Source organism: Lutimaribacter marinistellae, from assembly GCF_042648365.1.
Lineage (GTDB): Bacteria > Pseudomonadota > Alphaproteobacteria > Rhodobacterales > Rhodobacteraceae > Lutimaribacter_A > Lutimaribacter_A marinistellae.
Genome location: NZ_JBHRXI010000004.1, coordinates 516297 through 542142 on the forward strand (window position 1 = coordinate 516297; position 25846 = coordinate 542142).

The 25846-nt window shown below is 61.5% G+C and carries 25 protein-coding genes and 1 riboswitch; of the genes, 15 read left to right on the forward strand and 10 right to left on the reverse strand.

Going from position 1 to position 25846, the window contains the following annotated elements; translation table 11 throughout:
• Positions 1-5 precede the first annotated feature (5 nt).
• From ACFORG_RS06995 to cysQ, 6 genes are all read right to left on the reverse strand, one after another.
• Positions 6-1706 (reverse strand): DUF5927 domain-containing protein, encoded by a 1701-nt coding sequence (locus tag ACFORG_RS06995; protein WP_386734669.1) that lies wholly within the window; start codon positions 1704-1706, stop codon positions 6-8.
• Positions 1703-2689, reverse strand: coding sequence for a glycosyltransferase family 2 protein (locus tag ACFORG_RS07000; RefSeq protein WP_386734671.1), 987 nt, complete (start codon positions 2687-2689; stop codon positions 1703-1705). The genes ACFORG_RS06995 and ACFORG_RS07000 overlap by 4 nt, the downstream gene beginning before the upstream one ends.
• Positions 2690-2840: 151 nt before the next feature.
• A complete protein-coding gene (locus tag ACFORG_RS07005) occupies positions 2841-3872 on the reverse strand; it encodes a glycosyltransferase family 2 protein (RefSeq protein WP_386734672.1) in 1032 nt (343 codons plus the stop codon).
• A gap of 1 nt (position 3873) precedes the next feature.
• Positions 3874-4863, reverse strand: coding sequence for a UDP-glucose 4-epimerase GalE (gene galE, locus ACFORG_RS07010; protein WP_386734673.1), 990 nt, complete (start codon positions 4861-4863; stop codon positions 3874-3876).
• Entirely contained in the window at positions 4860-5660 is an 801-nt protein-coding gene (locus ACFORG_RS07015) for a 3-deoxy-manno-octulosonate cytidylyltransferase (protein WP_386734674.1), read from the reverse strand. The genes galE and ACFORG_RS07015 overlap by 4 nt, the downstream gene beginning before the upstream one ends.
• Positions 5660-6457, reverse strand: a complete 798-nt coding sequence (gene cysQ, locus ACFORG_RS07020; protein ID WP_386734675.1) for a 3'(2'),5'-bisphosphate nucleotidase CysQ — start codon at positions 6455-6457, stop codon at positions 5660-5662. The genes ACFORG_RS07015 and cysQ overlap by 1 nt, the downstream gene beginning before the upstream one ends.
• Positions 6458-6579: 122 nt before the next feature.
• On the opposite strand from cysQ, the gene ACFORG_RS07025 reads away from it, so the two are divergent.
• Both ACFORG_RS07025 and ACFORG_RS07030 read left to right on the forward strand, forming a co-directional pair.
• Positions 6580-7401 (forward strand): ABC transporter permease, encoded by an 822-nt coding sequence (locus tag ACFORG_RS07025; RefSeq protein WP_386734676.1) that lies wholly within the window; start codon positions 6580-6582, stop codon positions 7399-7401.
• Between the two features lie 74 nt (positions 7402-7475).
• A complete protein-coding gene (locus tag ACFORG_RS07030) occupies positions 7476-7979 on the forward strand; it encodes an SH3 domain-containing protein (protein WP_386734677.1) in 504 nt (167 codons plus the stop codon).
• Here the strand turns inward: ACFORG_RS07030 and ACFORG_RS07035 are convergent.
• Positions 7976-8578, reverse strand: a complete 603-nt coding sequence (locus ACFORG_RS07035; RefSeq protein ID WP_386734678.1) for an alpha-ketoglutarate-dependent dioxygenase AlkB family protein — start codon at positions 8576-8578, stop codon at positions 7976-7978. The genes ACFORG_RS07030 and ACFORG_RS07035 overlap by 4 nt on opposite strands.
• Before the next feature lie 213 nt (positions 8579-8791).
• On the opposite strand from ACFORG_RS07035, the gene dnaK reads away from it, so the two are divergent.
• The 13 genes from dnaK to radC all read left to right on the forward strand — a co-directional run bounded on the left by dnaK (position 8792) and on the right by radC (position 20354).
• A complete protein-coding gene (gene dnaK, locus ACFORG_RS07040) occupies positions 8792-10702 on the forward strand; it encodes a molecular chaperone DnaK (RefSeq protein ID WP_386734679.1) in 1911 nt (636 codons plus the stop codon).
• 76 nt (positions 10703-10778) lie between these two features.
• The gene (dnaJ, locus tag ACFORG_RS07045; protein WP_386734680.1) at positions 10779-11918 is read left to right on the forward strand and encodes a molecular chaperone DnaJ; all 1140 of its coding nucleotides are present in this window, start codon (positions 10779-10781) and stop codon (positions 11916-11918) included.
• Positions 11919-12069: 151 nt separating this feature from the next.
• Positions 12070-12171, forward strand: a riboswitch (TPP riboswitch).
• A gap of 51 nt (positions 12172-12222) precedes the next feature.
• Positions 12223-13011, forward strand: a complete 789-nt coding sequence (gene thiD / locus ACFORG_RS07050) for a bifunctional hydroxymethylpyrimidine kinase/phosphomethylpyrimidine kinase (protein WP_386734681.1) — start codon at positions 12223-12225, stop codon at positions 13009-13011.
• Positions 13008-13979: an FAD-dependent oxidoreductase gene (locus tag ACFORG_RS07055; protein ID WP_386734682.1), complete on the forward strand. Its 972-nt coding sequence runs from the start codon at positions 13008-13010 to the stop codon at positions 13977-13979. Before thiD ends, ACFORG_RS07055 begins: the two co-directional genes overlap by 4 nt.
• Positions 13963-14157 carry a sulfur carrier protein ThiS gene (gene thiS / locus ACFORG_RS07060; RefSeq protein ID WP_386734683.1) on the forward strand — a complete coding sequence of 65 codons (195 nt, stop codon included), beginning with the start codon at positions 13963-13965 and terminating at the stop codon, positions 14155-14157. The genes ACFORG_RS07055 and thiS overlap by 17 nt, the downstream gene beginning before the upstream one ends.
• Positions 14158-14160: 3 nt before the next feature.
• On the forward strand, positions 14161-14931 hold the full coding sequence (locus tag ACFORG_RS07065; protein WP_386734737.1) for a thiazole synthase: 771 nt from the start codon (positions 14161-14163) through the stop codon (positions 14929-14931).
• Positions 14928-15524 (forward strand): thiamine phosphate synthase, encoded by a 597-nt coding sequence (locus tag ACFORG_RS07070; protein ID WP_386734684.1) that lies wholly within the window; start codon positions 14928-14930, stop codon positions 15522-15524. The genes ACFORG_RS07065 and ACFORG_RS07070 overlap by 4 nt, the downstream gene beginning before the upstream one ends.
• On the forward strand, positions 15521-16486 hold the full coding sequence (locus tag ACFORG_RS07075) for a HesA/MoeB/ThiF family protein (protein WP_386734685.1): 966 nt from the start codon (positions 15521-15523) through the stop codon (positions 16484-16486). The genes ACFORG_RS07070 and ACFORG_RS07075 overlap by 4 nt, the downstream gene beginning before the upstream one ends.
• A gap of 10 nt (positions 16487-16496) precedes the next feature.
• Complete coding sequence (locus ACFORG_RS07080) at positions 16497-17432, forward strand: ABC transporter substrate-binding protein (protein WP_386734686.1); 936 nt, start codon at positions 16497-16499, stop codon at positions 17430-17432.
• Complete coding sequence (gene tenA / locus ACFORG_RS07085) at positions 17429-18109, forward strand: thiaminase II (RefSeq protein WP_386734687.1); 681 nt, start codon at positions 17429-17431, stop codon at positions 18107-18109. The genes ACFORG_RS07080 and tenA overlap by 4 nt, the downstream gene beginning before the upstream one ends.
• Positions 18106-18834 carry an ABC transporter ATP-binding protein gene (locus ACFORG_RS07090; protein WP_386734688.1) on the forward strand — a complete coding sequence of 243 codons (729 nt, stop codon included), beginning with the start codon at positions 18106-18108 and terminating at the stop codon, positions 18832-18834. The genes tenA and ACFORG_RS07090 overlap by 4 nt, the downstream gene beginning before the upstream one ends.
• Complete coding sequence (locus tag ACFORG_RS07095) at positions 18831-19562, forward strand: ABC transporter permease (protein ID WP_386734689.1); 732 nt, start codon at positions 18831-18833, stop codon at positions 19560-19562. Before ACFORG_RS07090 ends, ACFORG_RS07095 begins: the two co-directional genes overlap by 4 nt.
• A gap of 36 nt (positions 19563-19598) precedes the next feature.
• Positions 19599-20354, forward strand: a complete 756-nt coding sequence (gene radC, locus ACFORG_RS07100) for a RadC family protein (protein WP_386734691.1) — start codon at positions 19599-19601, stop codon at positions 20352-20354.
• Here the strand turns inward: radC and ACFORG_RS07105 are convergent.
• The 3 genes from ACFORG_RS07105 to secA all read right to left on the reverse strand — a co-directional run bounded on the left by ACFORG_RS07105 (position 20351) and on the right by secA (position 25753).
• Positions 20351-21910, reverse strand: a complete 1560-nt coding sequence (locus ACFORG_RS07105) for a phosphate ABC transporter substrate-binding/OmpA family protein (protein WP_386734692.1) — start codon at positions 21908-21910, stop codon at positions 20351-20353. The two genes, radC and ACFORG_RS07105, sit on opposite strands and share 4 nt — an antisense overlap.
• A 24-nt stretch (positions 21911-21934) precedes the next feature.
• Positions 21935-22930: a hypothetical protein gene (locus ACFORG_RS07110; protein ID WP_386734693.1), complete on the reverse strand. Its 996-nt coding sequence runs from the start codon at positions 22928-22930 to the stop codon at positions 21935-21937.
• 99 nt (positions 22931-23029) lie between these two features.
• The gene (gene secA / locus ACFORG_RS07115; protein ID WP_386734694.1) at positions 23030-25753 is read right to left on the reverse strand and encodes a preprotein translocase subunit SecA; all 2724 of its coding nucleotides are present in this window, start codon (positions 25751-25753) and stop codon (positions 23030-23032) included.
• Positions 25754-25846 lie beyond the last annotated feature (93 nt).

A 25846-nucleotide genomic window follows, 5' to 3' on the forward strand; every position in this document is an offset into this window, starting at 1 on the left:
CGGATTTATCGTACCAGATAGGGTTTGCGGTTCTGCTTGGGCACTGTGGACGGTTCCTGCCCAACGGGGAAGTCCCCCATGAGGTATGGATGCATCCCCTGGTTCTTGAGATTCTGCAGGAACTGCCCGAAACCCGTCAGGTCCACCATCTTGGGCGCTTCCGACAGGCGGCGGGGATTGGCCGGGCCAATCTCGTCCACGATGGTCTGAATGGGTTCCATCGGGGCCTCGACGAATTCAGCCATGGTCCAGATGCGCACACGCGCCTTCGTCCAGACGGACCGCAGCACCTCGAGGTGTTCGCTTTCGATTTTCTGCAGCTTGGCTGCCTCCTTGCGCAACTCGGCAAAGTTGCGGTTCGACCGGAACAGGGGAACAGCCCATGCCCCGGTGATGACCGAAACCTGCGCGTTCGGGTCGCGCGCCATCAGCCAGCTGATTTTCTGGTTGTCTGCCGGGCCGAATTGGAAACACTGCCGCTCGCCGCGCGTGTTCCAGACGAGGTTGGTCAGGAACGCTGTGGGATTGTAGTCACGCAGCATCGCGTTGTCGCTTAACGCCCCTTGGATCATCGTTTCTCCACCCGCGAAATGCGCGCGGTCGGGGGCGAAGAGATGCCCGTGGACGCGACTGTCTGTGGCCCGGCCCAGCCAGGTCTCGAAATCCTCGAACAGCTCCGAAAACCCCTCGAAAACCGAATAGGGGTTCGAGGTCAGCCCGTTTTCGTTGCCGTGGCGGGGAAAGCGGCTCTGCATGTAAAGCCCGTCGCGCCCGCGTGTCCGACGCTCGACAGCCTTGGCAAAGATGCGGTCGATCTTGCCGGGGTTGGGCTCGGTCCGGTTCATCGCACCCGCTTGATCGGTCAGGAACGCCTCGTACAGCCTGTGGGCGTGGGGCCATATCTTGCGCGCGACGAAACAGTCCGACCGCCGCAGCAATTGCAGGTGGTCGTCATAAAAGATGTGCGGCTTTCCTTGGAAATCGAACTTGCTCAACGTCAGTGAGCGGCTTTCGATGTTGCTGGAATAAAGCCGGGCCAACGTCTGGTAATAGCTTTCGTCAGGAATCCAGACATAGCGGAAATACTGGTCATAGGTAGCGCGTTCCGGATCTTCGAGGATCGCCGACAGCGTCCTCCGCGTCAGGCACCACCATTGGCTGCCCATATGCGGCACCAGCCCGGCCGGGATCTTGCGCTTGAACCGCAAGCGGCGCTGCAGATCGACATAGCGGTCGAACAGCCAGCGGCGCTTTTTCCACGAAAACGGAAACCGCAGGGTAAACCGTTCGGATTCCAACCCCCCGACCGTCCAGGGCACATCGGCGGTGGTCGCGCTTTCGATGAAGTCGGTATGCGGCCGCGCAGCTAGGTAATCGATCAATTCCTGAACGGGCCGCAAAGGCAGGCAGGAGCCCGACGCGAGGTAGACATGCCGCACATCCGGGAATTGCGCCAACATCAGCTCCGAGGCCGATTGCGAGGCTGCGACGATTCCCCAAGAGCCCCACTCGCATCGGTGACGTTCGCAAAACAGGATCAGTGGGTTGTCGGCGCAGGCCTTTTCGAACGCGGCATAGGTTCGGCGCGGTACGTTGCGGTCGACATGGATCACCACCGGGCAGCCCGAAGCCGTCCAGTGCCGCGCGACCTGCTCGGCCCGGTCAAGTGCGTTATGCACTAGCATGACGATACCGACCGTGCTCATGCCCAATTCCCTTTGGACATGAGGCCCAGGATCTCAAGCTGGCGCCAATTGATGTATTTCTCGGACCACTTGCACCACAGCTCGGGCTGTTCGCGCAGCTTTTCGGCATAGGCGATGTATTCGGCCGATCCCGAGTAATGCTCGCGCCGTGACAGCTCCTCTTCGGCCTTTGCAGTGAACGTGTCGAGGAACTTGGTGTGCAACAGCGCGCCACTGGCCTTTTCGCCGCCCCACTCCTCGTAGACCTGGTTCAAACCGCGGGGCAGCAGGGCGTGGGTTGAACTGACATAGCAATACCGCTTGTTCCACTTCACCAACGGTACCTTGTTCAGGGCTGGCGCCTTCTTGGGCCTGTCGGCAAAGAATATGCGGCTGCGCGGTCCACCCTGAATCCAAAGGTTTCCGTATGTCGGGTTCTTCTTGATCGAATAATTTCCGCTGTCGAACCAGTTCGCGATCTCCAGCGGGTCCTGCCCGGCGCGATAGGGCTGCTCGTCGATTCGGCCCTTTGGATAGACGTCGATCAGCATGGCCGAGAAGCTGCGGATCGAGGAATTGTCCAGCCAGTCGGTCAGCGCCTGGATGGGGCGGGTATCGCAGAACGGGTAGATGAAGAACTCGTCGGGATCGACCACCAGTGTCCAATGCCCATGCGCATAGCTGCGCTTGAGATAGTTCATCCAATCGACGCCATAGGTCGCGCGCTTGTAACTGGCTTTCGTATGCCAGACAGACACGTCCTCCATCCCTTCGAGATAGCGCAGCGTGCCGTCCGTGCTGTCATTGTCCACGAACAGGAAATGATCCACCCCCAGATCGCGATAGTAACGCAGGAACCAGGGCAGCCGGATCTGTTCGTTTCGAAAGGTACTGACAAGCAGAACGTCACCGGGCCGGATGCGGGCTGTGTTGTTCTGAACCTGGGTCAATTCGCGAGACTTGCGCAGACAACGCACGATGCGGCGCTTGCGCCGTATTCTCATGCGATAGGAATCCCACAAGCTCACGAATGCTCACCCTCGTTCGGATACGCGCTCAACCCCCTCGAACACGCGTCCGGCCACAAACCTATAAGTTACTTTTTATCTTTATGAAACAATGCATGTAGAAAGGGTTACCCTTTTCCGTGGGCTGTTACCACTCCACCGATGTCATGAGGCCCAGATCGGCCAGTTGCCGCCATCCCTCGTACCGGACAGAGCCGGGATACCACAGGTCGGGCGCATCGCCGATCCGGTCATAGTAGTGATCGAACAAAGCCGGGGTATGGAAATGTTGCGCGCGGCTTTTCTCGACACTCGATTTTTCGACCACTTCGGGAAGGAATTTGGTGTGCAACAACACGCCTGACGGGCAGCTACCGCCGGGTCCGTCATAGAATTCGTTCAGCCTGCGCGGCAGGGCGGAATGGCATGAATTCACATATGCATAGCGACGATGCCAACGGACCAGCGGGATCTTGTTCAGAGTCGGTGACCGGCGCGGCTCGTCAGCAAAGAAAACCCGTTCCCGCGCGCCCCCCTGAACCCAGAGATTGCCCATCGGATATTGCCTGATGGCCCGGTAGGGGCCGGGGTCGAACCAGTCAATCACCTCGACCGGATCGGTCCCGGCAGCATAGTCCTGGGTGCCCAATGGCCCCTTGGGATACAGTTCCAGCATGAGCGCGCCGAACGCCTGCTGCCCGCGCGCGTCAAGCCGCCGGGTCAGATCATGCAATCCATGGCTTTCATGCTCGGAATAGACCAGCAACTCGTCGGCATCGACCATCAGCGTCCAGTGTCCGTGCCCAAACCGCATCTGCAACCATGTCAGCCAATCCAGCGCAAACCGGGCGTCGCGGTAACTGGCACGGGTTTGCCACAGCGATACGTCCGGCTCGTCCCGCAGCATCTCGACCGTGCCGTCGTCGCTGCCATTGTCCACGATCAGGAAATGATTCACGCCGAGCTGACGGTAGTGCTCAAGAAACCAGGGCAGGCGCGCCGCTTCGTTCCGCAGGGGGGTGAAGGCCAGGATGTCATTCTGCGCGATCTTCCCGGTCCGGTCGGCCAGGGGCGTCAGCGCGTGGCGGCTGCGAAAACTGCGCCAAAGCAGTCGGCGGCGTTTCCAGCGCAGGCGATACGCGTCCCACAACCCGATCCGGTTCGGGTCCGCGTCCGCCATGTCAGCTCTCGTAATGGCCGGATTGATGCCAGCGCCATGCGTCGGCGATCATCTGGTCCATGGTCGAGCGCGAAGGCTGCCAGCCCAGTTCTTCTTCGGCGCGGGTCGATCCCGAAACCAGCCGCGTTGCATCGCCCGCACGGCGCGGCCCGATCTCATGGGGAACGGCGCGGTTGGTCACGGCCTTGGACTGCGCGATGACCTCCATCACCGAAAACCCGCTTCCCGTGCCAAGGTTGAAGACACGGCTTCCTTTGTCCTGTTCCAGCCAGTTCAGGCCAAGGATATGCGCATCCACCAGGTCGCAGACGTGGACATAGTCGCGAATGCAGGTTCCGTCGGGAGTGTCGTAATCGGTGCCGAAAACCGTCAGCGCGGCGCGCTTGCCATCGATCGCGTCCAGCATCAGTGGCACAAGGTGCGTCTCCGGTCGGTGGAACTCGCCCACCTCGGCCTCCGGATCGGCGCCAGCCACGTTGAAATAGCGGAAAACCACGCTGCGCAGGCCGTGCGCAGCCTCGAAATCGCGCAGAATTTCCTCGATCGCGCGTTTCGACGCGCCATAGGCGTTCAAAGGTTCTTGCGGCGTGTTCTCGTCCAGCACCACGTTGTCATGCTCGCCATAGGTGGCGCAGGTCGAAGAGAACACGAAATCCATGCACCCGGCCGCGACCGTGGCCTCGATCAGCGTCAGCGACCCGCAGACATTGTTGCGCCAGTAGCGTCCGGGCTCGGCCATCGCTTCGCCCACCTGGCTGAGCGCCGCGAAATGCATCACCGCTGTTGGCTGATATTTCGCAAACACTTCATCGAGCCGCGCGCGATCCATCAGGTCGCCCTGCTCGAACGGGCCGAACTTGACCGCGTCCTGCCAGCCGGTGACAAGATTGTCATAGGTCACCGGCGTGTAACCCGCTTGCGCCAGCGCCTTGCACGCGTGAGAGCCGATGTATCCGGCACCGCCGGTCACGAGAATGGTCTTGCCGGTCATTCCAACCCCATCTCCGCCATCATCGCCTCGATCCGCGGCACATCCTCGGGATTGTTCAGCTCCCAGAACTGGCGCCCGCGTGCTTGGACCTCGACGCACAGAACCTTGCGCCCGTTTTCCAGGAACCGGAGTTGTTCCAGCCCCTCCAGCGTCTCCAGCGGCCCGGTGGGCCACGTCGGATAAGCCGCCAACGCGTCGGGCCGGTAGGCATAGACGCCCACGTGATGGAAGACGGGGGTCGCATCCGCGTCTTCATAGGCTGCCGCGCGATAAGGGATGACTTCTTTCGAGAAGTAGAGCGCCGAATGATCTGTTCCGAACACCGCTGTCGTTCCGCCTACACGGCCCTCGCGCCGGTCGGCCAGCAGGCTGTTCAGCGTCGCCCCGTCACAGCGCAGGACCGGCGTCGCAATCTCCGCCTCGGGCGCGCCGCGCAGACCATCGATCAATCCTTCGACGAACCACGGCGGCGTCAGCGGCGCGTCGCCCTGCAGGTTCACAACGATCTCAAAGCCGCCGCCAAGCGCCTCATGCGCCTCGGCGCAGCGTTCGGTCCCGTTTGCGCATTCCGTCGAGGTCATGACGACCTCGGCACCGAAGGCTTGTGCCGCCTCGCGGATGCGGTCGTCATCGGTCGCTACCACCACGCGGTCCACACCCGTGACCGACCGCGCCGCGCGCCACGATCTCTCGATCAGCGTCATCGACCGTCCCGACAGGCCTTTCAGCGGGACAAGCGGTTTGCCCGGAAACCGGGTCGAGGCATAGCGGGCGGGAATGGCGACCAGAACCGACATCAGGCGTCTTTCAGGTCCACGCCCGGCGCGTAGGCAATGAAGAACGGGTTGGCAAAACCATCCTTGCCATAGGTTAGCGGTTCGTGGGTATCGAACCGCACGACTTTTCCGCCCGCACCGGCCAGCACGGCATGGCCTGCGGCAGTGTCCCACTCCATCGTGCGGCCCAGACGCGGATACAGATCCGCCTCGCCGGTCGCCACCAGGCAGAATTTCAGCGAAGATCCCGCGCTCTTGCTGTCCTTTACGCTGTACTTGCCGATGTAATCGTCCGTCGCCTGATCGCGGTGCGATTTCGAGGCCACGACCATCAGCGCGCCATTGTCGGGTGTGCTGACGGACAGCGGGCGCAGATCGCCGGGGGTGTCCTTGTGCAGCGCCCCGGTTTCTTCGACCGTGCGGCCATCGGCCCCGGTAAAGAACATCCGCCCCTTCGCCGGGGCATAGACCACGCCGCGCGTGGGCACGCCGTCCTCGACCAGCGCGATATTCACCGTGAAATCGCCGCGCCGGTTGATGAACTCCTTGGTGCCGTCCAGCGGGTCGACGATCAGGAAGGTGCTGCCGGACTGCGTGTGCGATGCCGCCTGTTCCTCGGTCACCAACATCATGTCGGGAAAGGCCGCGCGTAGCCCGTCCGAGATCAGCGCATCTGCGGCTTCATCGGCCTCGGTTACCGGGCTGGCATCCGACTTGGCCTTCACGTCGAAATCATCGGCCTCGTAGATCTCCATGATCTTGTCGCCTGCTTCGAGCGCCAGCCGGCGAATGACAGGAATTAGCTCGTCATATGTCACAAAAATGCTCCGATCCCGAGTTTTATTGATCGATGAAACCAAGGCCCTTATGCTTTGGCGACAACGGATCGGCAAGAAGTCCGTGAGAGAATCCGAGCAGAGACGACCTGAAAGGCGCCCAATTGTTTCGCTATCGCCAACACAAATCGTTGCTGAGTGGCGCGCTCACCATGGCCGAGCTGATCTTTCACTCGGTCGTGCGCTCCGTGCGGTCCGGCCACAACAACGCCATCATCGCGCTGGGCAAGAACATGCTCCAGGTGGTGATCTTTGCCGGGGCATTCTACCTGATGTTCTCGATCCTCGGCCTGCGCGGCGCGGCGCTGAGGGGTGATTTCCTGCTCTACATCCTGTCGGGCATCTTTCTCTACATGTGCCACATCAAGGCTGTGAACGCGGTGATGGGGGCCGAAGGGCCCAACAGCCCGATGATGCAGCACGCGCCGATGAACACCATTGTCGCGATCGTCTCGGCGGCAGTCGGCTCGCTCTATACCCAGTTGCTGACACTTTTCATCATGCTTTTCGGCTATCACGTCGCCGTCAAACCGGTCGAGATCGAGGATCCCGGCGGTGCTTTCGCGATGCTGATGCTGGCGTGGTTCACCGGCTGCACCGTCGGTCTCGTCCTGCTGGCGTTGAAGCCGTGGTTCCCAACCGTGGCGGGAATCATCGCCACCGTCTATACTCGGGCGAACATGATCGCGTCGGGCAAGATGTTCGTGGCCAATTCCATGCCGGGCTACATGCTGGCAATGTTCGACTGGAACCCGCTGTTTCACGCGATCGACCAATGCCGCGGTTTCGTGTTCCGCAATTACTTTCCGCATAACAGCAATTGGGAGTATGCGTTTTGGGTGGGTATCGTTCTTCTGATGATCGGGTTGATGGGAGAGTTCTATACCCGTCGGCATGTCTCCAACAGCTGGTTTGCGCGGCGCTGATCGCGCTGGGGGCCTTCGTCTTCGCAACCGTTGCGCGTGCGCAGGATCTGCCGGCCCTCTATTCCGTATCTGGTGTGGCTGCTGACGATGTGCTCAACATTCGGGCAGAGCCGAACGCGCAGGCCGACAAGATCGGCGAACTTGCCCACGATGCCACCGATGTCGAGGTGGTCGACCTGAACGACGATGCCGGTTGGGGCCTCGTGAATTCCGGCGAAGGCAGCGGCTGGGTCTCGATGCGGTTCATGACTGCTCAGCCGGTCGGCGATCTTCCCATTGCCGCGCGCCTGTCCTGCGGCGGAACCGAACCGTTCTGGTCGCTGGATCTGCGCCAGAATGGCGAGGCGGTTTATTCGACGCCCGACGGCAGCGCCCTCAGTTTCATGGCCGGCGAACTGGTCCCCGCCGATGGACGGCGCGACAGGTTCCTCGTCACCCTGGGCAAAAACGGTTGGGCCGTGATGCGGCGCACACTGTGCTCCGACGGCATGTCCGACATGGCCTTCGGCGTCGATCTCGACCTCTATCTCGGGTCCGGCGCCCTGCGGTCGGGCTGCTGTTCCATCGCGACCGATTAGATCACCACCCGCAGCGTCAGGTTGATCCGCCCGCCCTTGGGCAACAACCGGGATGAGCCGAACCGGATCCTGTCCACGCCGTGATACCTCAATCGGGCGTCGCCCCCCATGACCACCACGTCGCCCGAGTTCAGCCAGACCGACTCGGTCTTGCCGCCCCTGATGTCGTTTCCCATCCGGAACAGGGCGTCATCGCCCAGGGACACCGACACCACCGGGTAGGAAAAATCGGCCTCGTCCCGGTCCTGATGCATCCCCATGCGCGCGCCTTCTCCGTAATAATTGACAAGGCAGCTGTCGGGCATCCGCTCCAGCCCGGTTGCCCCGCGCCAGATATCCAGCACCTCATCGGGTATGGCGGGCCAGTCCGACCCACGCGGGTGGGCCTGCTCGTAACGGTATCCGAGCCGGTCCGAGACCCAGCCATGCGTGCCGGCCGAGGTCATGCGAACCGACATCTCCTGCCCGCGCGTGGTGGTCGGCCTGAACAGGGGCGCGGATTTCAGCACAGGCCGCAAGACCTCGATCAGCCGGGTCTGGGCGCTCGTGTCCAGATACCCCTTGTGAATGTCGAAACCGCGGATCGTGATCCGTGTCATGCTACTGCCCCAATGCTTTGCAGACCCTTGACGAAAAGCGCCAAGATTCCCGAAAACCTGCGTTTCAGGACGCTTGCAGCGCCCAAAACAGGCCCCTATATACGCCGGGACGCGGGGCGGTGCATTACCCCTCGCTCTTCAGATCGGGGTCCGGATGCCGATACGGGTTCTGACCTCGGGATATCGCCTTGAACAAAAAAAGGGATCGAAAACATGGGTAAAGTTATCGGGATCGACCTCGGGACAACCAACTCCTGCGTTGCCATCATGGACGGCACGCAACCCAAGGTCATCGAAAACTCCGAAGGGGCGCGGACCACGCCCTCGATCGTCGCCTTCACCGATGATGAGCGACTGGTCGGTCAGCCGGCAAAACGCCAGGCGGTCACCAACCCCTCCAACACCATCTTCGGCGTCAAGCGCCTGATCGGCCGTCGGTTCGATGACTCCGATCTTGCCAAGGACAAGAAGAACATGCCGTTCGACGTGGTCGATGGGGGCAATGGTGATGCATGGGTTGAAGCAAAAAGCGAGAAATACTCGCCCAGCCAGATTTCCGCCTTCATCCTTGGCAAGATGAAGGAAACCGCCGAAAGCTATCTCGGCGAAGAGGTGACGCAGGCCGTCATCACCGTTCCCGCCTATTTCAACGACGCCCAGCGTCAGGCCACCAAGGACGCCGGCAAGATCGCGGGCCTCGAAGTGCTGCGGATCATCAACGAGCCTACCGCTGCCGCGCTCGCCTATGGCCTCGACAAGGAAGAAAGCCACACCATCGCGGTTTATGACCTTGGCGGCGGCACCTTCGACGTGACCATCCTCGAAATCGACGATGGCCTGTTCGAGGTGAAGTCGACCAATGGCGACACCTTCCTCGGCGGTGAAGATTTTGACATGCGGATCGTCAACTACCTGGCGGACGAGTTCAAGAAAGAGCACAATGTCGACCTGACCAAGGACAAGATGGCCCTGCAGCGCCTGAAAGAGGCGGCGGAAAAAGCCAAGATCGAACTGTCCTCTTCCAGCCAGACCGAGATCAACCAGCCGTTCATCTCGATGGATCCGTCCTCGGGCACGCCGCTGCACATGGTCATCAAGCTGACCCGCGCCAAGCTGGAAAGCCTCGTGGCGGATCTCATCAAGCAGTCGCTGGCCCCCTGTAAGGCTGCGCTCAAGGATGCCGGCCTGTCGGCTTCCGACGTTGACGAGGTCGTCCTGGTCGGCGGTCAGACCCGGATGCCCAAGGTTATCGAAGAGGTGACCAAGTTCTTCGGGAAAGAGCCACACAAGGGTGTGAACCCCGACGAGGTCGTCGCCATGGGCGCCGCGATTCAGGCGGGTGTTCTGCAAGGTGACGTCAAGGACGTTGTCCTGCTCGACGTTACGCCGCTGTCGCTGGGTATCGAAACGCTTGGCGGTGTCTTCACCCGCCTGATCGACCGCAACACGACGATCCCGACCAAGAAAAGCCAGGTCTTCTCGACCGCCGAAGACAACCAGAACGCCGTGACGATCCGGGTCTTCCAAGGTGAGCGTGAAATGGCTGCCGACAACAAGATGCTCGGCCAGTTCAACCTCGAGGATATTCCGCCGGCACCGCGCGGCATGCCCCAGATCGAGGTGACCTTCGACATCGACGCCAACGGTATCGTCTCTGTCAGTGCCAAGGACAAGGGCACCAACAAGGAGCAGAAGATCACCATCCAGGCGTCGGGCGGCCTTTCGGACGACGACATCGACAAGATGGTCAAGGACGCCGAAGAGAACGCCGAGGCCGACAAGCAGCGCCGCGAGCTGGTCGAAGCCAAGAACCAGGCCGAATCGCTCGTGCACTCGACCGAGAAGTCGCTGGAAGAGCATGGCGACAAGGTCGATCCGGCAACGGTCGAGGCGATCGAACTGGCCGTGGCGGCGCTCAAGGACGAGCTGGAAAAGGACAATGCCGACAAGATCAAGTCCGGCATCCAGAACGTGACCGAAGCGGCCATGAAACTGGGTGAGGCGATCTACAAGGCGCAGCAGGACGAGGGTAACGACGAACCCGCCGCCGCCGATGCCGGTCCTGGTGAGGATGACATTGTGGACGCCGAGTTCGAAGACCTCGACGATGACAAGCGCAAGTAACGCATAAGCGGGCCAAGACGCGGGCCGGTCCGGTTCCGGACCGGCCCGTCTTCGTTGAGGCAAGGGGATATAACGGATGGCAAAACGCGATTTTTACGACGTGCTGGGCGTCTCCAAGGGCGCCTCGGCGGAGGAAATCAAGAAAGCCTACCGCAAGAAGGCAAAGGAACTGCACCCGGACCGGAACGCTGACAATCCGCAGGCCGAATCGCAGTTCAAAGAGGCCAACGAGGCCTATGAAATTCTCAAGGATGCAGAGAAGAAAGCCGCCTATGACCGGTTTGGTCACGCCGCCTTTGAGGGTGGCATGGGTGGTGGGCGGCCCGGCGGCGGGTTCGGCAGCGGCGACTTTTCCAGCGCGTTTTCCGATGTGTTCGACGACCTGTTCGGCGATTTCATGGGGCAACGCGCCGGGGGCGGCCGACGCGCCGCACGTGGATCGGACCTGCGTTACAACCTTCGCGTAACGCTTGAAGAGGCCTTTTCGGGTCTGCAAAAGACGATCAACGTACCAACCGCGGTGGCCTGCTCCTCCTGCGAGGGGACGGGTGCCGAAGGCGGGGTGGAGCCCACGACCTGTCCGACCTGTTCGGGCATGGGCAAGGTGCGTGCGCAACAGGGTTTCTTCACCGTCGAACGAACCTGCCCGACCTGCTCGGGGCTGGGACAGATCATCAAGAACCCCTGCAAGGTCTGCAATGGTTCGGGCAGGGTCGAAAAGAACCGCGCGCTCAGCGTGAACATCCCCGCAGGCGTGGAAACCGGCACCCGGATCCGTCTGGCGGGCGAGGGCGAAGCCGGGATGCGCGGCGGGCCTCCGGGCGATCTCTATATCTTCGTCGAGGTGGTCGGCCACGAGCTGTTCGAACGCGACGGCGTGAACCTTTACTGCCGGGTACCCGTCAGTATGGCCAAGGCCGCGCTGGGCGGCCAGGTCGAGGTGCCGACCATCGATGGCGGCCGCGGCAGGGTCCAGATCCCGGCGGGCAGCCAGTCCGGACGCCAGATGCGCCTGCGCAGCAAGGGGATGCCCGCCCTGCGCGGCGGCGCAGTTGGGGACATGTTCATCGAGCTTGCGGTCGAGACGCCGGTCAACCTGACCTCGCGGCAAAAGGAACTGCTGCGCGAGTTCGAGGAGTTGGCAGATGACAACAACCCGGAAACCAAGAGCTTTTTCTCGTCCGTCAAATCCTTTTGGGACGGGATGAAGGGCTAAGAGCTTTTCCAACGTTTTGCACAGGCCGGCCCTATTGTGGCCGGCCTTTTTTGTTGCGGGGGCTCTGCCCCCGCACCCCCGGGATATTTCTGGCAAGAGGAAAGAGCGGTCCGGAGCTCTTGAATCCCGCCTGCGACAGTGTAACTGTGCCGTAACACCGTTGGGGTGCCCTTTGGGCTGAGAGGCGTGTTTGCGTCAACCCATCGAACCTGATCCGGGCAATGCCGGCGTAGGAAACGGTCACATCGTCATTTCGAACGACGCCCCCGTCCGCGCAGCGCCCCTTTTTTACAGGAGGGAACTCGTGGCGGCCATTGCCCTCACCATAGCAGGATCAGACAGCGGCGGCGGGGCCGGGATCCAGGCCGATCTGAAGGCCATGTCCGCACTTGGCGTCTATGGCGCGAGCGTCATCACTGCCGTGACCGCGCAGAACACGCGGGCCGTAACGGCGGTGCATCCTGTACCGCTCGACGTGATTGCGGATCAGATCGCGGCGGTACTGTCCGATCTGGATGTTGCTGCGGTGAAAATCGGCATGTTGGCGACGCCCGAGATCATCGACACGGTGGCAAAGGGGCTGGAAAAATATCGCGGACCCATCGTGCTCGACCCCGTGATGGTTGCGAAATCTGGTGATTCGCTGCTGGCATCGGATGCGATCGAGGCGCTCCGCGCGAGGCTCGTACCACGCGCGACCGTCCTGACGCCGAACCTGCCCGAGGCGGTGGCGTTGCTCGGGGAGGCGGAGACCTCCGACGTTCACGCGCAAGGGAGCGCCCTGCGCGCGATGGGGGCGCAGGCGGTGTTGATGAAAGGTGGTCATGCGCAGGGGGCAACCTGCACCGATCTTCTGGTCAGCGGCGACGGGGTCATGGAATTCACCGCGCCGCGCCTGCCCACGCGGAACACGCATGGTACGGGCTGCACCTTGTCCTCGGCCATTGCCGCTGGTCTGGCCAGGGGGATGCCATTGCCGGATGCGGTGCGCGCGGCCCACACCTATTTGCAGGGCGCGATCGCCGCCGCCGACCAGTTGCGTGTGGGGCATGGTCACGGCCCGGTGCACCATTTCCATGGGATCTGGGCGTGACAGTCTATTCGGTCGTGGGCGCGGGTGTCGCGGGATTGACGGTTGCCACCGAACTGGTGGAGCGCGGGGCGTCCGTGCGGGTTTTCGACCCCGCTGGCGGACCCGGCGCGCACGGATGTTCATGGTGGGCGGGCGGTATGCTCGCTCCGTGGTGCGAATACGAGAATGCCGAAGAACCTGTCATGCGCCATGGACAACACGCGCTGAACTGGTGGGGCGACCGGACGTCCGTAACCCGCAAAGGCACGCTCGTGGTGGCCTCTGCCCGCGATACGGCTGACCTCAGACGCTTTGCCCGTCGTACGGAACAGTTCGAGGAAACCAGCGAGATAGCCGGGCTAGAGCCGGATCTTGACCGTTTCCCGCGCGGCCTGTTCTTTGCGGGCGAGGCGCATCTGGATCCTCGGCACGCTCTCGGCGATCTTGTTATCGGCCTGCGGGAAAAGGGCGTCGAGATATGCGCGGAACACGCGCCCGCGGACGCTTCGAACCTGATCGACTGTCGCGGCCTTGCCGCGCGTGAAGCGCTTCCCGACCTGCGTGGCGTCAAGGGAGAGATGCTGGTCATCCGCGCGCCGGATGTGTCCCTAACAAGACCTGTTCGCCTGTTGCATCCGCGCATACCGCTTTACATCGTGCCGCGCGGTGACGGGGTATACATGCTTGGCGCCACGATGATCGAGGCCGAAGATCGCCGCCGGATCACGGCTCGTTCAATGCTTGAACTACTCAGTGCCGCCTATGCGCTGAACACCGCTTTTGGCGAGGCGGAAATCCTCGAGATCGGCACCGATCTGCGCCCCGCCTTTCCCGACAACCTGCCCCGCATCCGCCAAATAGACGGGGTCACCTATGCCAACGGGCTCTATCGCCACGGATACCTTCTTGCGCCCGCGCTTGCGCAGGGCGTGGCTGACCTGCTGCTCGAAGGCAAGACATCGGAGTTTCACGATGAAAATCACGCTTAACGGCGAGGCGAAGGAAACCAACGCCGCTACGCTTGCCGAACTGCTCAGCGAACAGGGTGTTTCGGGCCGGGTCGCCACCGCGGTGAACGAATCCTTTGTCCCGTCATCGCTGCGAATCGCCCACGCCCTGAACGAAGGCGACCGGGTCGAGATCCTCGCGCCGATGCAGGGGGGCTGAATGATGCGGGCCTTTTACGGAACGGAACTTGCCAACCCGCTGATGCTTGGCACGGCGCAATATCCCAGCCCGTCGATCCTTGCACAGGCCTTTCGCGACAGTGGCGCCAGTGTTGCCACGGTCTCGCTGCGGCGCGAGGGTGCGGGCGGCGCGGGGCAATCCTTCTGGTCGATGATCCGCGATCTGGGCGTGCATATCCTGCCGAACACCGCCGGTTGTCATAGCGTGAAAGAGGCGGTGACGACCGCCCACATGGCGCGCGAGGTGTTCGATACGCCCTGGATCAAGCTTGAACTGATCGGCCATACCGACAGCCTGCAACCCGACGTGTTCCAACTGGTCGAGGCCGCACGCATCCTGACCGATGAGGGATTCCAGGTCTTTCCCTACACGACCGAGGACCTGATCGTGGGAGAGCGTCTGCTCTCCGCGGGCTGCGAGGTGTTGATGCCCTGGGGCGCGCCCATCGGATCGGGCCGGGGGCTGGCCAACGAATATGCCTTGCGCGCGATGCGGGCCGAGTTTCCCGACATCCCCCTGGTGGTCGATGCGGGGATAGGGTTGCCATCGCACGCCGCCCGCGCGATGGAACTGGGCTATGACGCGGTGTTGCTTAACACTGCCGTTGCCCGCGCGGGCAACCCTGTGGCTATGGCACGGGCCATGGCGCTTGCTGTCGAATCAGGCGCGCTGGCCTGTCAGGCAGACCCGATCGAACCGCGCGACATGGCCGAACCCTCCACCCCTGTCATCGGCAAGGCGTTCCTGTCATGACGCTGGACCGGTTCTATCCCATTTTCGATACGCCCGCCTGGATTGCCCGGATGTTGCCGCTTGGCGTCAGGTTGGTGCAATTGCGCATCAAGGACCGTCCGGATGATAAGCTTCGCACCATGATCGCCGAAAGTCAGGCGCTTTGCCGTCAACATGGTGCGGTGTTGGTCGTCAACGACTACTGGCAGGCGGCCATCGACCTGGGCTGTGACTGGCTCCATCTCGGGCAAGAGGATCTGGACGAGGCCGACCTGCCCGCGATCCGTAAAGCGGGTCTGAAACTGGGCGTTTCCACCCATGACGATGACGAGCTGGAGCGCGTTCTGGCGATCGACCCGGATTACGTTGCGCTCGGCCCGGTCTATCCGACGATCCTGAAAAAAATGAAATGGCATCAGCAAGGTTTGCCCCGCGTGACCGAGTGGAAGGCGAGGGTCGGTGACATTCCCCTGGTCGCGATCGGCGGCATGAGCGTCGAACGCGCGCAGGGCGCCTTTGACGCCGGTGCCGATATCGTCTCGGCCGTGACCGACATCACCCTGAACGCCGATCCCGAGGCCCGTGTCCGGGACTGGATCGAGGTGACAAGATGAACCGCTACGCCCGCCAGATGATCCTGCCCGAAGTCGGGCAGGGGGGGCAGGACCGGCTCGCCGCTGCTCGGGTCCTCGTGGTTGGCGCGGGTGGGCTCGCTGCGCCGCTGTTGCCGCTGCTCGCCGGCGCCGGTGTGGGTGCGATCACCATCATGGATCCCGACACGGTCGAGTTGACGAACCTGCATCGACAGACGTTGTTCACCGAGTCCGATTGCGGTCGCCCCAAGGCCGAGGTCGCCGCCGAACGCTGCCGCGCGATCAACTCCGAGGGGGTACATCATGGTACAAACCGGTCAATAACCCCCGAAAACGTTGTACAAAACGGTCAAAAGGTCGACCTGATCCTCGATTGCGCCGACAGCTACGCGGCAAGCTATCTGCTCAGCGATGCCTGTCTGGCGCTCGGCAAACCGCTTATCACCGCGTCGGCGCTCGGGATGTCGGGATATGTCGCGGGCGTCTGCGGTGGGGCACCCTCGCTCCGCGCCCTGTTTCCCGATGCACCGGATGGAACCGCGACCTGCGCGACTGCCGGGGTGCTTGGACCCGTGGTCGGAATACTAGGCTCTATGCAGGCGCAAATGGCACTTTCTGTCTTGCTTGGCTTGTCGCCGTCTCCGCTGGGACAGCTGGTGCAGTTCGACGCCGCCACCCTCCGATCCACCAGTTTCCGCTTTGACGAGGCACACGAACCGCAGCGGGTATTTTCCTTCGTCTCTCCCTCGGACCTGACCGGAGAGGACACGATCATCGAGTTGCGCGACACGGTCGAAGCACCGGTACCGCTGCATCCGAAGGCGCAGCGTCTCGCACCTGCCGATCTTACCAAAATAGAGACTAACAGGGGCAAACGCCTTGCCCTGTGTTGCGCCACCGGCTTGCGCGCCTGGCGTGCCGCCGAAGAAATCTCAACCCGCTGGCCCGGCGAAATCGTCCTCGTCGCCGCCAGAACCTCGTAAGGAGAGCTCCATGAAACACCTCCTCGCAGCGGTCGCGCTGCTTGCATCGACCCCAGCTTTTGCACAGGACAAGATGACCGTCCTGCTGGATTGGTTCATCAACCCCGATCACGGCCCGATCATCATCGCCGAAGAACAAGGCTATTTCGCCGAAGAAGGTCTTGAGGTCGAGATCATACCGCCCGCCGACCCCTCGGCCCCACCACGGCTTGTCGCTGCCGGACAGGCCGATCTGGCCGTATCGTACCAGCCGCAACTGCACCTCCAGATCCATGAGGGCTTGCCGTTAAAGCGCGTGGGTACCTTGGTTGCCACCCCGCTGAACTGCCTGCTCGTCCTTGCGGATGGCCCTGTACAGAGCCTGTCTGACCTCAAGAACCGCAAGGTCGGTTTCTCCGTCGCCGGCGTCGAAGAGGCCGTGCTGCAGGCCATGCTGGGCCATCACGGGGTCACACTGGACGATATCGAGATGATCAACGTGAACTTCTCTCTTTCGCCCTCCTTGATGTCGGGGCAGGTCGACGCCGTCATCGGTGCGTTCCGGAATTTCGAGCTGAACCAGATGGAGATCGAGGGCATCGAAGGCCGTTGTTTCTTTATCGAGGAAGAGGGTGTGCCGCCCTATGACGAGCTGATCTATGTCGCAAATCCCGACCGGATGGATGCCGACATGGTCAGACGCTTCCTCGCCGCTACGGAAAAGGCCACGCAGTTCATCATCAACAACCCCCAAGAAAGCTGGGAAATCTTCGCTGCGACCTCGACCGAACTACAGGATGAGTTGAACGAAAAAGCGTGGGTCGACACTCTTCCACGGTTCGCCCTTCGCCCCGCGGCCATGGATGCCGGACGCTACGCCAGGTTCGAGGAATTCCTGAAGGAGTCCGGCATGATCGACAGCATCAACCCCGTCGACGCAATTGCAATCGACGTGACGGCGCAATGAAAGGGCCGGATTACGGCCGTGCCTTCGGCCTGATGCGAGAGGCTGCGGGCGACACGTGGCATGGGTATGTCCGCCACCCTTTCGTGCAGGCGTTGGGTGACGGCTCTCTGCCGAAGGCGGCGTTCCTGCACTATCTCCGGCAGGATTACGTGTTCCTGACCCACTTCTCGCGCGCGTGGGCCCTGGCCGTGGTCAAGAGCGAAACGCATGACGAAATGCTCGTCGCCGTCGGTACGGTAAACGCGCTGGTGGTCGAAGAGATGAAGCTGCATGTCGGCATTTGCGAGGCGGTCGGCATCGCGCAGGAAGAGCTGTTCGCCACGGCAGAACGCCCGGAAAACCTCGCCTATACTCGTTTCGTGCTCGAGGCGGGGTACAGTGGCGATCTGGCGGACCTTCTGGCGGCGCTCGCGCCCTGTGTTCTGGGCTATGGCGAGATCGGTGCGTGGTTGTCGCAGGTGGCTGCGTCGAAAACCTATCGCGACTGGATCGACACCTATGGTGGACCGGACTACCAATCCACGTGCAAGGAAGTTGGGGCCTTGATGGATCAGGCTCTATCAAGGCGAATTGGTGCCGATTTCAAAGCTTCTCCTCGGTGGGACAGGTTGTGCGCAACCTTCCGAACGGCCACGGAACTGGAACAGGGGTTCTGGCAGATGGGCCTGACCCCGTGATCACTGCTCCGGCGATAACGCTGACGGGTGGCGCGCGGATTGACGAGACGCAATTGTTTGCGCCCCTCTCACTCGAACTTGGGGCCGAACGATGGACCTGTTTGCTTGGAGGTTCGGGCGTTGGAAAATCGACGATCCTGCGCCTGATCGCAGGGCTTGAAACAGGCGCGGTCTTCGATGGCGAAATCACGGCAAATGATGGTGCGCCACTCACGCCGCGGGTGGGATACATGGCGCAAGACGACCTGCTTTTGCCTTGGGCGTCGGTAAAGAAAAACGTGAGCTTGGGCGCGCGCCTGCGTGGAGAGCGCCCCGATGCTGAAAAACTGGACGAACTGCTACACCGGACCGGATTGATTTCGCATGTCGACAAGAGGCCATCAGAGCTCTCTGGTGGACAAAGGCAACGCGTGGCGCTGGCGCGTACGCTGATGGAGGACAAGCCGGTCGTTCTGCTCGATGAGCCTTTTTCGGCGCTAGATGCACGCACCCGTGCGGACATGCAGGACCTCGCCTTCGACCTTCTGAAAGGGCGAACCGTGCTGCTGGTGACCCATGATCCGGCCGAGGCGGCCCGGCTGGGCCACGCGATTCACGTGATGTCACCGCAGGGGTTGACCGAGGTCGCACCGCCCGCTGCGCCCGCGCCACGCGACGTCGACGATGAAGAGACGCTGAAGACGCAAGGTGCCCTGTTGCGGCTTCTTCGGGAGAAGGCCGCATGAAGGTGCTTCCTCCGCTTCTCGCCACGGCTTTTGCCCTCTTGGTGTGGCAGGTGGTGGTCAGCCTGACCGGTTTGCCGCGGTTCATCCTGCCGGGTCCGGCCCTGGTTGCCGAGACCTGGTGGACCAATCGTGCGGTGATCGCCGAGCATACCCTTGTCACGGCGCTTGAGGTTCTGCTGGGTCTGGCATTGGGAGCGGGGCTGGGTGTCGTTACCGCCATACAGTTGGCCACATCCCGGATCGCGCGGCTTCTGGTGCAACCCATGCTGGTCTTTACGCAAGCCCTGCCGGTTTTTGCCTTGGCGCCGATCCTGACGTTGTGGCTGGGCTACGGCCTGTGGTCCAAGGTCGCGATGGCCGTGCTGATTATCTATTTCCCCGTCACTGCATCGTTTTTCGACGGATTGATGCGCACGCCGCGCGGATATCTGGACCTTGCTCAAACGATGCAGGCCAGTCCTAGGGCGGTCTTGTGGCGCATTCGCGTTCCCGCCGCGTTGCCTTCGCTTGCCTCTGGTCTGAGGCTGGCGGCTGTTTATGCGCCCATCGGAGCAGTCATAGGTGAGTGGGTTGGCGCTTCGCGCGGGCTGGGATACCTGATGCTACTGGCCAATGGCCGGGCCAAGACCGATCTCATGTTCGCGGCGATGCTGACGCTGGGGGTTTTTTCTGTCCTGCTGCACCTTGCAGTGCGCCGTGCAACCGCCCGAATGGCAGGCGAACGTTAACCATCTGGCAACCGATTCGGACGCAGGTTCGGCGGCATGAGCCAGAACGCCTTTCACGATGCGCAGAGCCTGTTTGACACCGATGAGGCACCGGCAAGTCCGTTGCCTTCGGGGCGACTGCCTTCCTACATCAAGGATCACCGCAAGCGCCTGCGGGAAAGGTTCATAACGGGCGGAGCCGGTGCCATGCCGGATTACGAACTGCTTGAACTGGTTTTGTTCCGTTCCATCCCACGGCAGGACGTCAAACCACTCGCGCGCGAACTTCTCGAACGTTTCGGGGATTTCAATCGGGTGCTGACAGCTCCGGCCGAACGGTTGCGGATGATCAAGGGGGTCGGTGACAGCGTCATTACGGATCTCAAGATCGTCGAAGCCTGTGCACACCGGATGGCCCGAGCTCGCGTTATGCAGCGGCAGGTCATAAGCAGTTGGGATGCCTTGCTGGATTACTGCCACACCACGATGGCACATCGAGAAACCGAACAGTTCCGAGTCTTTTACCTTGATCGCAAGAACGTGCTGATCGCGGATGAGGAACAGGCACGCGGCACGGTCGATCATGTGCCCGTCTACCCGCGCGAGGTCGCCAAGAGGGCGCTGGAACTGAATGCCTCGGCCCTGATCCTGGTTCATAACCACCCATCAGGCGATCCGACGCCGTCACAGGCTGACTTGGACATGACGCATCAGATCCAGAATGCTTGCACGGCCCTTGGACTGACGCTGCATGACCACCTGATCATCGGCAAGGAAACCGAGCTGAGCTTTCGTGCGCAGGGATATCTCTAGCGGATCCAGATTTCGACGCGGCGATTTACCTGTCGGCCCCAATCGCTGTCGTCGCATGCCATGGGCAAAGCTTCGCCAAAGGCGTCGACGCCGATCGTCACGCGCTGTTGGTTTGCAGTCGGAGCCGCGGCCAGAACGGCATCGCGAACGGCTTCGGCACGTTTCATCGCGATCTCGGAATTGGCTTCGGCTGGTCCGTCCCCGTCGCTGAAGCCGACGAACAGTACCTGTTCACCGTCATGCGCGCCGCTTTCCAGCGCCTGTGCGAGACTCAGGATGTTTGACCGCGACTGCGCGTCGGGGCGTGAAGACCCAGCCTCGAACCGAAAAGAGGTGGTCAGGCGGGTCATGGGCGACAAGGTCTGCACGAGGCGCTGAAGGTCACTCAGTTCCACTTCGATCCCTGCCGCGGCGATTGCATTTGCCAAGCGCCGCCCTTGCGCGCCGAGCGGGATCTCTTCGGGGGCCTGATCGACGAAACCGGCCCTGCGAATCACGACCTGCGCAGCCGGGCTTGTGGTGTATCCGAGGAAATCCCGGGCAATTCGTGGCAGCCTGCGTGCTGGCAGATACAAGAACATCGGTGATGTAAGAGGGTAGTCCTCGGTCTTGATTGTCCATCGGTCAGCCGAAAGAGAAAAGCCGCATGATCCGCTCAGCGTCAGCGCGCGCGCGGTTCCGGTTTCGGCATAGCTGGCGATGCCAAGTGCGAAGGGGTCCGTAACGACGGCCTGAGCCAAGGCGCTGCTGCGCGAATGATGAATCGTTTCGGTGGACAGTGTTTTTCCGGCTGGCCGCAAAAGCCTGTCCTCGACGGCCTGCGTCAGCCCGGATTCCGCGTCGGGCAAGTGCAGTGCAATTGGCGCATCTGGCCCGCCAAGAACCTGCCAATTCGTGATCTCACCGGCAAAGACACGCGCCAGATCCGGGGTCGAGACCTGCCGAACCGGGTTATCGGGCGCCGTGACCGGCACCATTGCGTCGAGCGCCAGCACGCGGCTGCGATTGGGACGTGTCATGTCACCCATACCGGCCTCGCGCGCACGATCACGTTCATCTGGTCGGATCTCGCGAAGGGCCATCACGATGTCGGCCTCGTTCGCGAGGAGATCGGCAAAGCCTTCATCCGTCGTTGTTATGCGAAAGTCGAACCGAGCTAGCGGTGTGGCACGCTCCGGGTTGTAAACCAGATAGCTGAAATGGGTCTGGTCGCGGTTCTGTCTTTCGGTGCGATACCCGTTGCGCAGCGCGAAGCCTTCGATCAGTGCCGGCAGCAGAACTTCGGCCATGGTCGAGGATCCGGACAGGGCGATTTCGGCTACGAAATCGGTCAGGCTCGGGCAGGCGGGTCCATCACAGGACACACCTGTTCCATCCACGGTCAATTCTCCGAATTGCGTGTCAACACGGTAGAATTGACCGTCGAAACCCAACAGGGTGCCGCTGATTTCAACCGCTCCATCGCGCGAGGTAAGCGTGATGTCCTGAGCGGATAGCGGCGCGACTGCTCCCAATGACAATAGTGCGGCGATGAACGCCGCACGCAATCCGATCATGTGACCTCTGAAATTCGCCCGTTCTTACTTGGCGGCGATCTTCAGGTCTTCGACCAGATTATTCAACACCAGAAAGTCTCCCGTCGCGTCGCAATCCGGCATGGCCAGGATCAGGTCGCGTGTGCGCAGCGAGGACGCGCCGCGTCGTTCCAACGATTGCGCGCTGATATCCCTGCCGCAATTGGCTGAGGTTACCTCGGCTTCGACGGTCAGATCGATCGTTCCTGCCTGTACGTTCCGGGCAAGTGGAAAGCTGTATACCTCTGCCAGCTGGGGCGCAAAGGTTTCCGCGTCGCCAAGGCGGACGACATGGCCATACCCTTCGGCGGCGGCGTGCCAGACATGACCTTGTTCGCCATAGCTCGCGCCGAACTCACGCGCGTGGATCTGCAGCCCGTCTACGCCGGACCATTGCAGTACGACCCGCTCATAGTCGTCGAGGTCTGACACCTTTGCCATCGTGACTGCGCCTTTGCCGTTTGGAAAAGCAACGACGAAGACGGCTGTTTCGGACAGGGCCGGTACCGTGACCTGTAAAGCGCCTGTTTCGTCGGTGACGTCGGTAAAGACCAGCCCGCTATGATGAATTGCTGCGCGCTGATTGCCAAAACAGGGGGCTTCTACGGTCAACTCGACGCTTGCCATAGCGGCCGGTTGGGCCCGTGCCGTCACGTCGCAGCCAAGTTTTGGCGCGACCGGATCGCGAGGCGTGTCGGCCAGAACGATGGTGTCAATCGCGTCGCCTGCGCCTTTCGCATCCTCGAATGCCGGTTCTGTCAGGCGACTTGGGGCGCCGCGATCAGGAAGTGCGGATGTCAGTGTGATCTGCTCGACATTGAAGAGAGCGAAATCGTCGACATCCGATACGCCGGACGGGGCCGCGACTTCCTGTTGCACAGCGCCAGGTGCGCGTGCATGGAGCGGTGCAGCTGAATCGCTGCCCATCTGCATGAAGTAACCGGTGCCCAATGCACATGCGACCGTGCCGCCGATTGTAAGGGCTCTGCGCTTGATAGACATGACACTCTCCCTCGAGCTTTCGCCAAGAAGCAGTGTCGTTAAAGAAGCAGGCCAAGTTATGGCCTGCCTGCGGAGTCATTGCGGCGTGATTGCGACGGATCAGGTGAGACGCCCGTGACAATGCTTGAACTTCTTGCCGGATCCGCAAGGGCATGGCTCGTTCCGGCCAGGGTTGCCCCAGGTCGAAGGATCGTTCTCGTCGAACCCGGCAATGGCCTGACCTTGGGCGGGAGCATTGCCGGTGGGCTCGGTCCCTCCTGCGGGCTGTGCCGCGTCTGTCTGCTGTTGCAGGGCCGCTTGCTGCGCCGCGATCTGTTGCAGCATCTGCTGCTGCTCTTCTTCGGTCAGTGGACGGACGCGGGCAAGCTGCTTGGTGACCTCTTCGCGCAGCCCGTCGAGCATGCCTTCGAAGAGCTGGAAGCTTTCGTTCTTGTACTCGTTCAACGGGTCGCGCTGGGCGTACCCGCGGAAACCGACGACCGAGCGAAGGTGTTCCAGCGTCAACAGGTGTTCACGCCACTTGGTATCAATGGTCTGGAGCAGCACCTGTTTCTCGATGTTGCGCATCGTGTCGGCACCAAACGCCTCGGCCTTTTTCTCCATCATCTCGTCGCTGGCCTTGGCAAGCCGTTCACGGATGTCCTCGTCGTCTACGCCCTCTTCCGCAGCCCATTCCATGACGGGCTCGTCGATGCCGAGCTTGTCGATCACTTCGGCGTAAAGGCCTTCGGTATTCCATTGGTCGGCATAGGACTTGGCCGGCATGTGGTGATCGACAAGATCGTCGATGACCTGATGCCGCATGTCACCGACAATTTCAGACAGGTCCTCGGTCGACATGATTTCACGGCGCTGAGAGAAGATCACCTTGCGCTGATCGTTCATGACGTCGTCGAACTTCAGGATGTTCTTGCGCATGTCGAAGTTGCGGCCTTCGACCTTTGCCTGTGCGCGTTCGAGCGACTTGTTCACCCAGGGGTGGATGATCGCCTCGCCTTCTTGCATGCCAAGGGTTTTGAGCACCTTGTCGAGACGGTCGGAACCGAAAATACGCATCAGGTCATCTTCGAGACTGAGATAGAAGACCGTGCGCCCCGGGTCGCCCTGTCGGCCAGAACGACCGCGTAGCTGGTTGTCGATCCGGCGGCTTTCATGGCGTTCGGATGCCATGACATACAAGCCACCGGCGTCGATCACCTTTTGCTTTTCCTCGGCGTGGCGCGCCTCTTCCGCGGCGCGCAAATCGGCCGGGTCCGCGTCGGGGTTTTTCTCGAGGCTGTCCATCACGCGCATGTCGACATTGCCGCCCAGCTGGATATCGGTGCCGCGTCCGGCCATGTTCGTCGCGATGGTCACGGCACCAAGCCGACCGGCCTCGGCCACGATCTGTGCTTCCTGTTCGTGGTGGCGGGCGTTCAGCACGTTGTGCTTGATCCCTTCATTGCCCAGCATCTGGCTGAGCATTTCCGATTTCTCGATCGAGGTAGTACCGACAAGAACAGGCTGGCCCTTTTCGTGCGCCTTGCGGATCTCGTTGATCATCGCCTGATACTTTTCGTTGGCCGTGCGATAGACCTGATCGTCTTCGTCAACGCGAGCGATGGGGCGGTTGGTGGGCACTTCCACGACGCCAAGTCCGTAGATTTCGGCGAATTCCTCGGCCTCGGTCGACGCGGTGCCGGTCATACCGGCGAGTTTATCGTAAAGGCGAAAGTAATTCTGGAAAGTCACGCTGGCCAAGGTCACGTTTTCGGGCTGGATCTTGACGTTTTCCTTGGCCTCGATCGCCTGATGAAGGCCATCGGACAGGCGGCGGCCCGGCATCATACGGCCGGTGAACTCGTCGATCAGCACCACTTCGCCGTCGCGAACGATGTAGTCCTTGTCTTTCTGGAAAAGCTTGTGCGCGCGCAGACCCTGGTTGACGTGGTGGACAACCGTGGTGCTTTCCGGGTCATAGAGCGTGTGCCCCTCCGGCAGCAGGCCGCGAATGCGTAATTGCTCTTCGAGAAACTCGTTGCCATCGTCGGTGAAGGTCACGTTGCGTGATTTCTCGTCGAGCGTGTAATGGTCGTCGGAGAGCGACGGGATGACCGCGTCGATGCTGACATAGAGTTCCGAACGGTCCTGCGCAGGACCGGAGATGATGAGCGGGGTTCTTGCTTCGTCGATGAGGATCGAGTCGACCTCGTCAACGATCGCGAAATTGTGCTGCTTCTGGTAAACTTGGCTAAGTTCAGACTTCATGTTGTCGCGCAGATAGTCGAAACCCAACTCGTTGTTGGTCGCGTAGGTGATGTCGCTTTCATAAGCGGCCATCTTCTCGGCGTCGGGCTGACCGGAGTAAATCACCCCGGTGGTCATGCCGAGCTGTGCGAAAACCTTGCCCATCCATTCCGAGTCGCGCTTGGCAAGGTACTCGTTCACCGTGACGACGTGAACGCCCTTGCCCGTCAACGCATTCAGATAGGCCGGTAGGGTAGCGACCAGGGTTTTGCCCTCGCCCGTCTTCATTTCCGAGATATTGCCCTGATGGAGAAAGATCCCGCCCATCAGCTGAACGTCGAAGGCTCGCAGGCCCAGGGCGCGCCGGGCGCCTTCGCGGACATTCGCGAAAGCCTCCGGCAGTAGATCGTCAAGGCTCTCGCCGCCATTGGCACGCTTGCGCAACTCTTCGGTCTTGGCCTTCAAGTCCTCGTCAGAGAGCTTTTCGAACTCCGCTTCCAGCGCGTTGATCTTGTCGATCAGCGGGCGGGTCGCCTTGATCTTGCGGTCGTTCGGCGTACCGAAAACCTTTTTGGCAAGCGTTCCCAATCCCAGCATGTTCACTCCAACGGATCTCGATATGTCGTGGTTGCGACAGGCTTGCCCGCCTCGTGCGCAACCCATAGATACGGGGGTGAAGGCGGCCCTGTC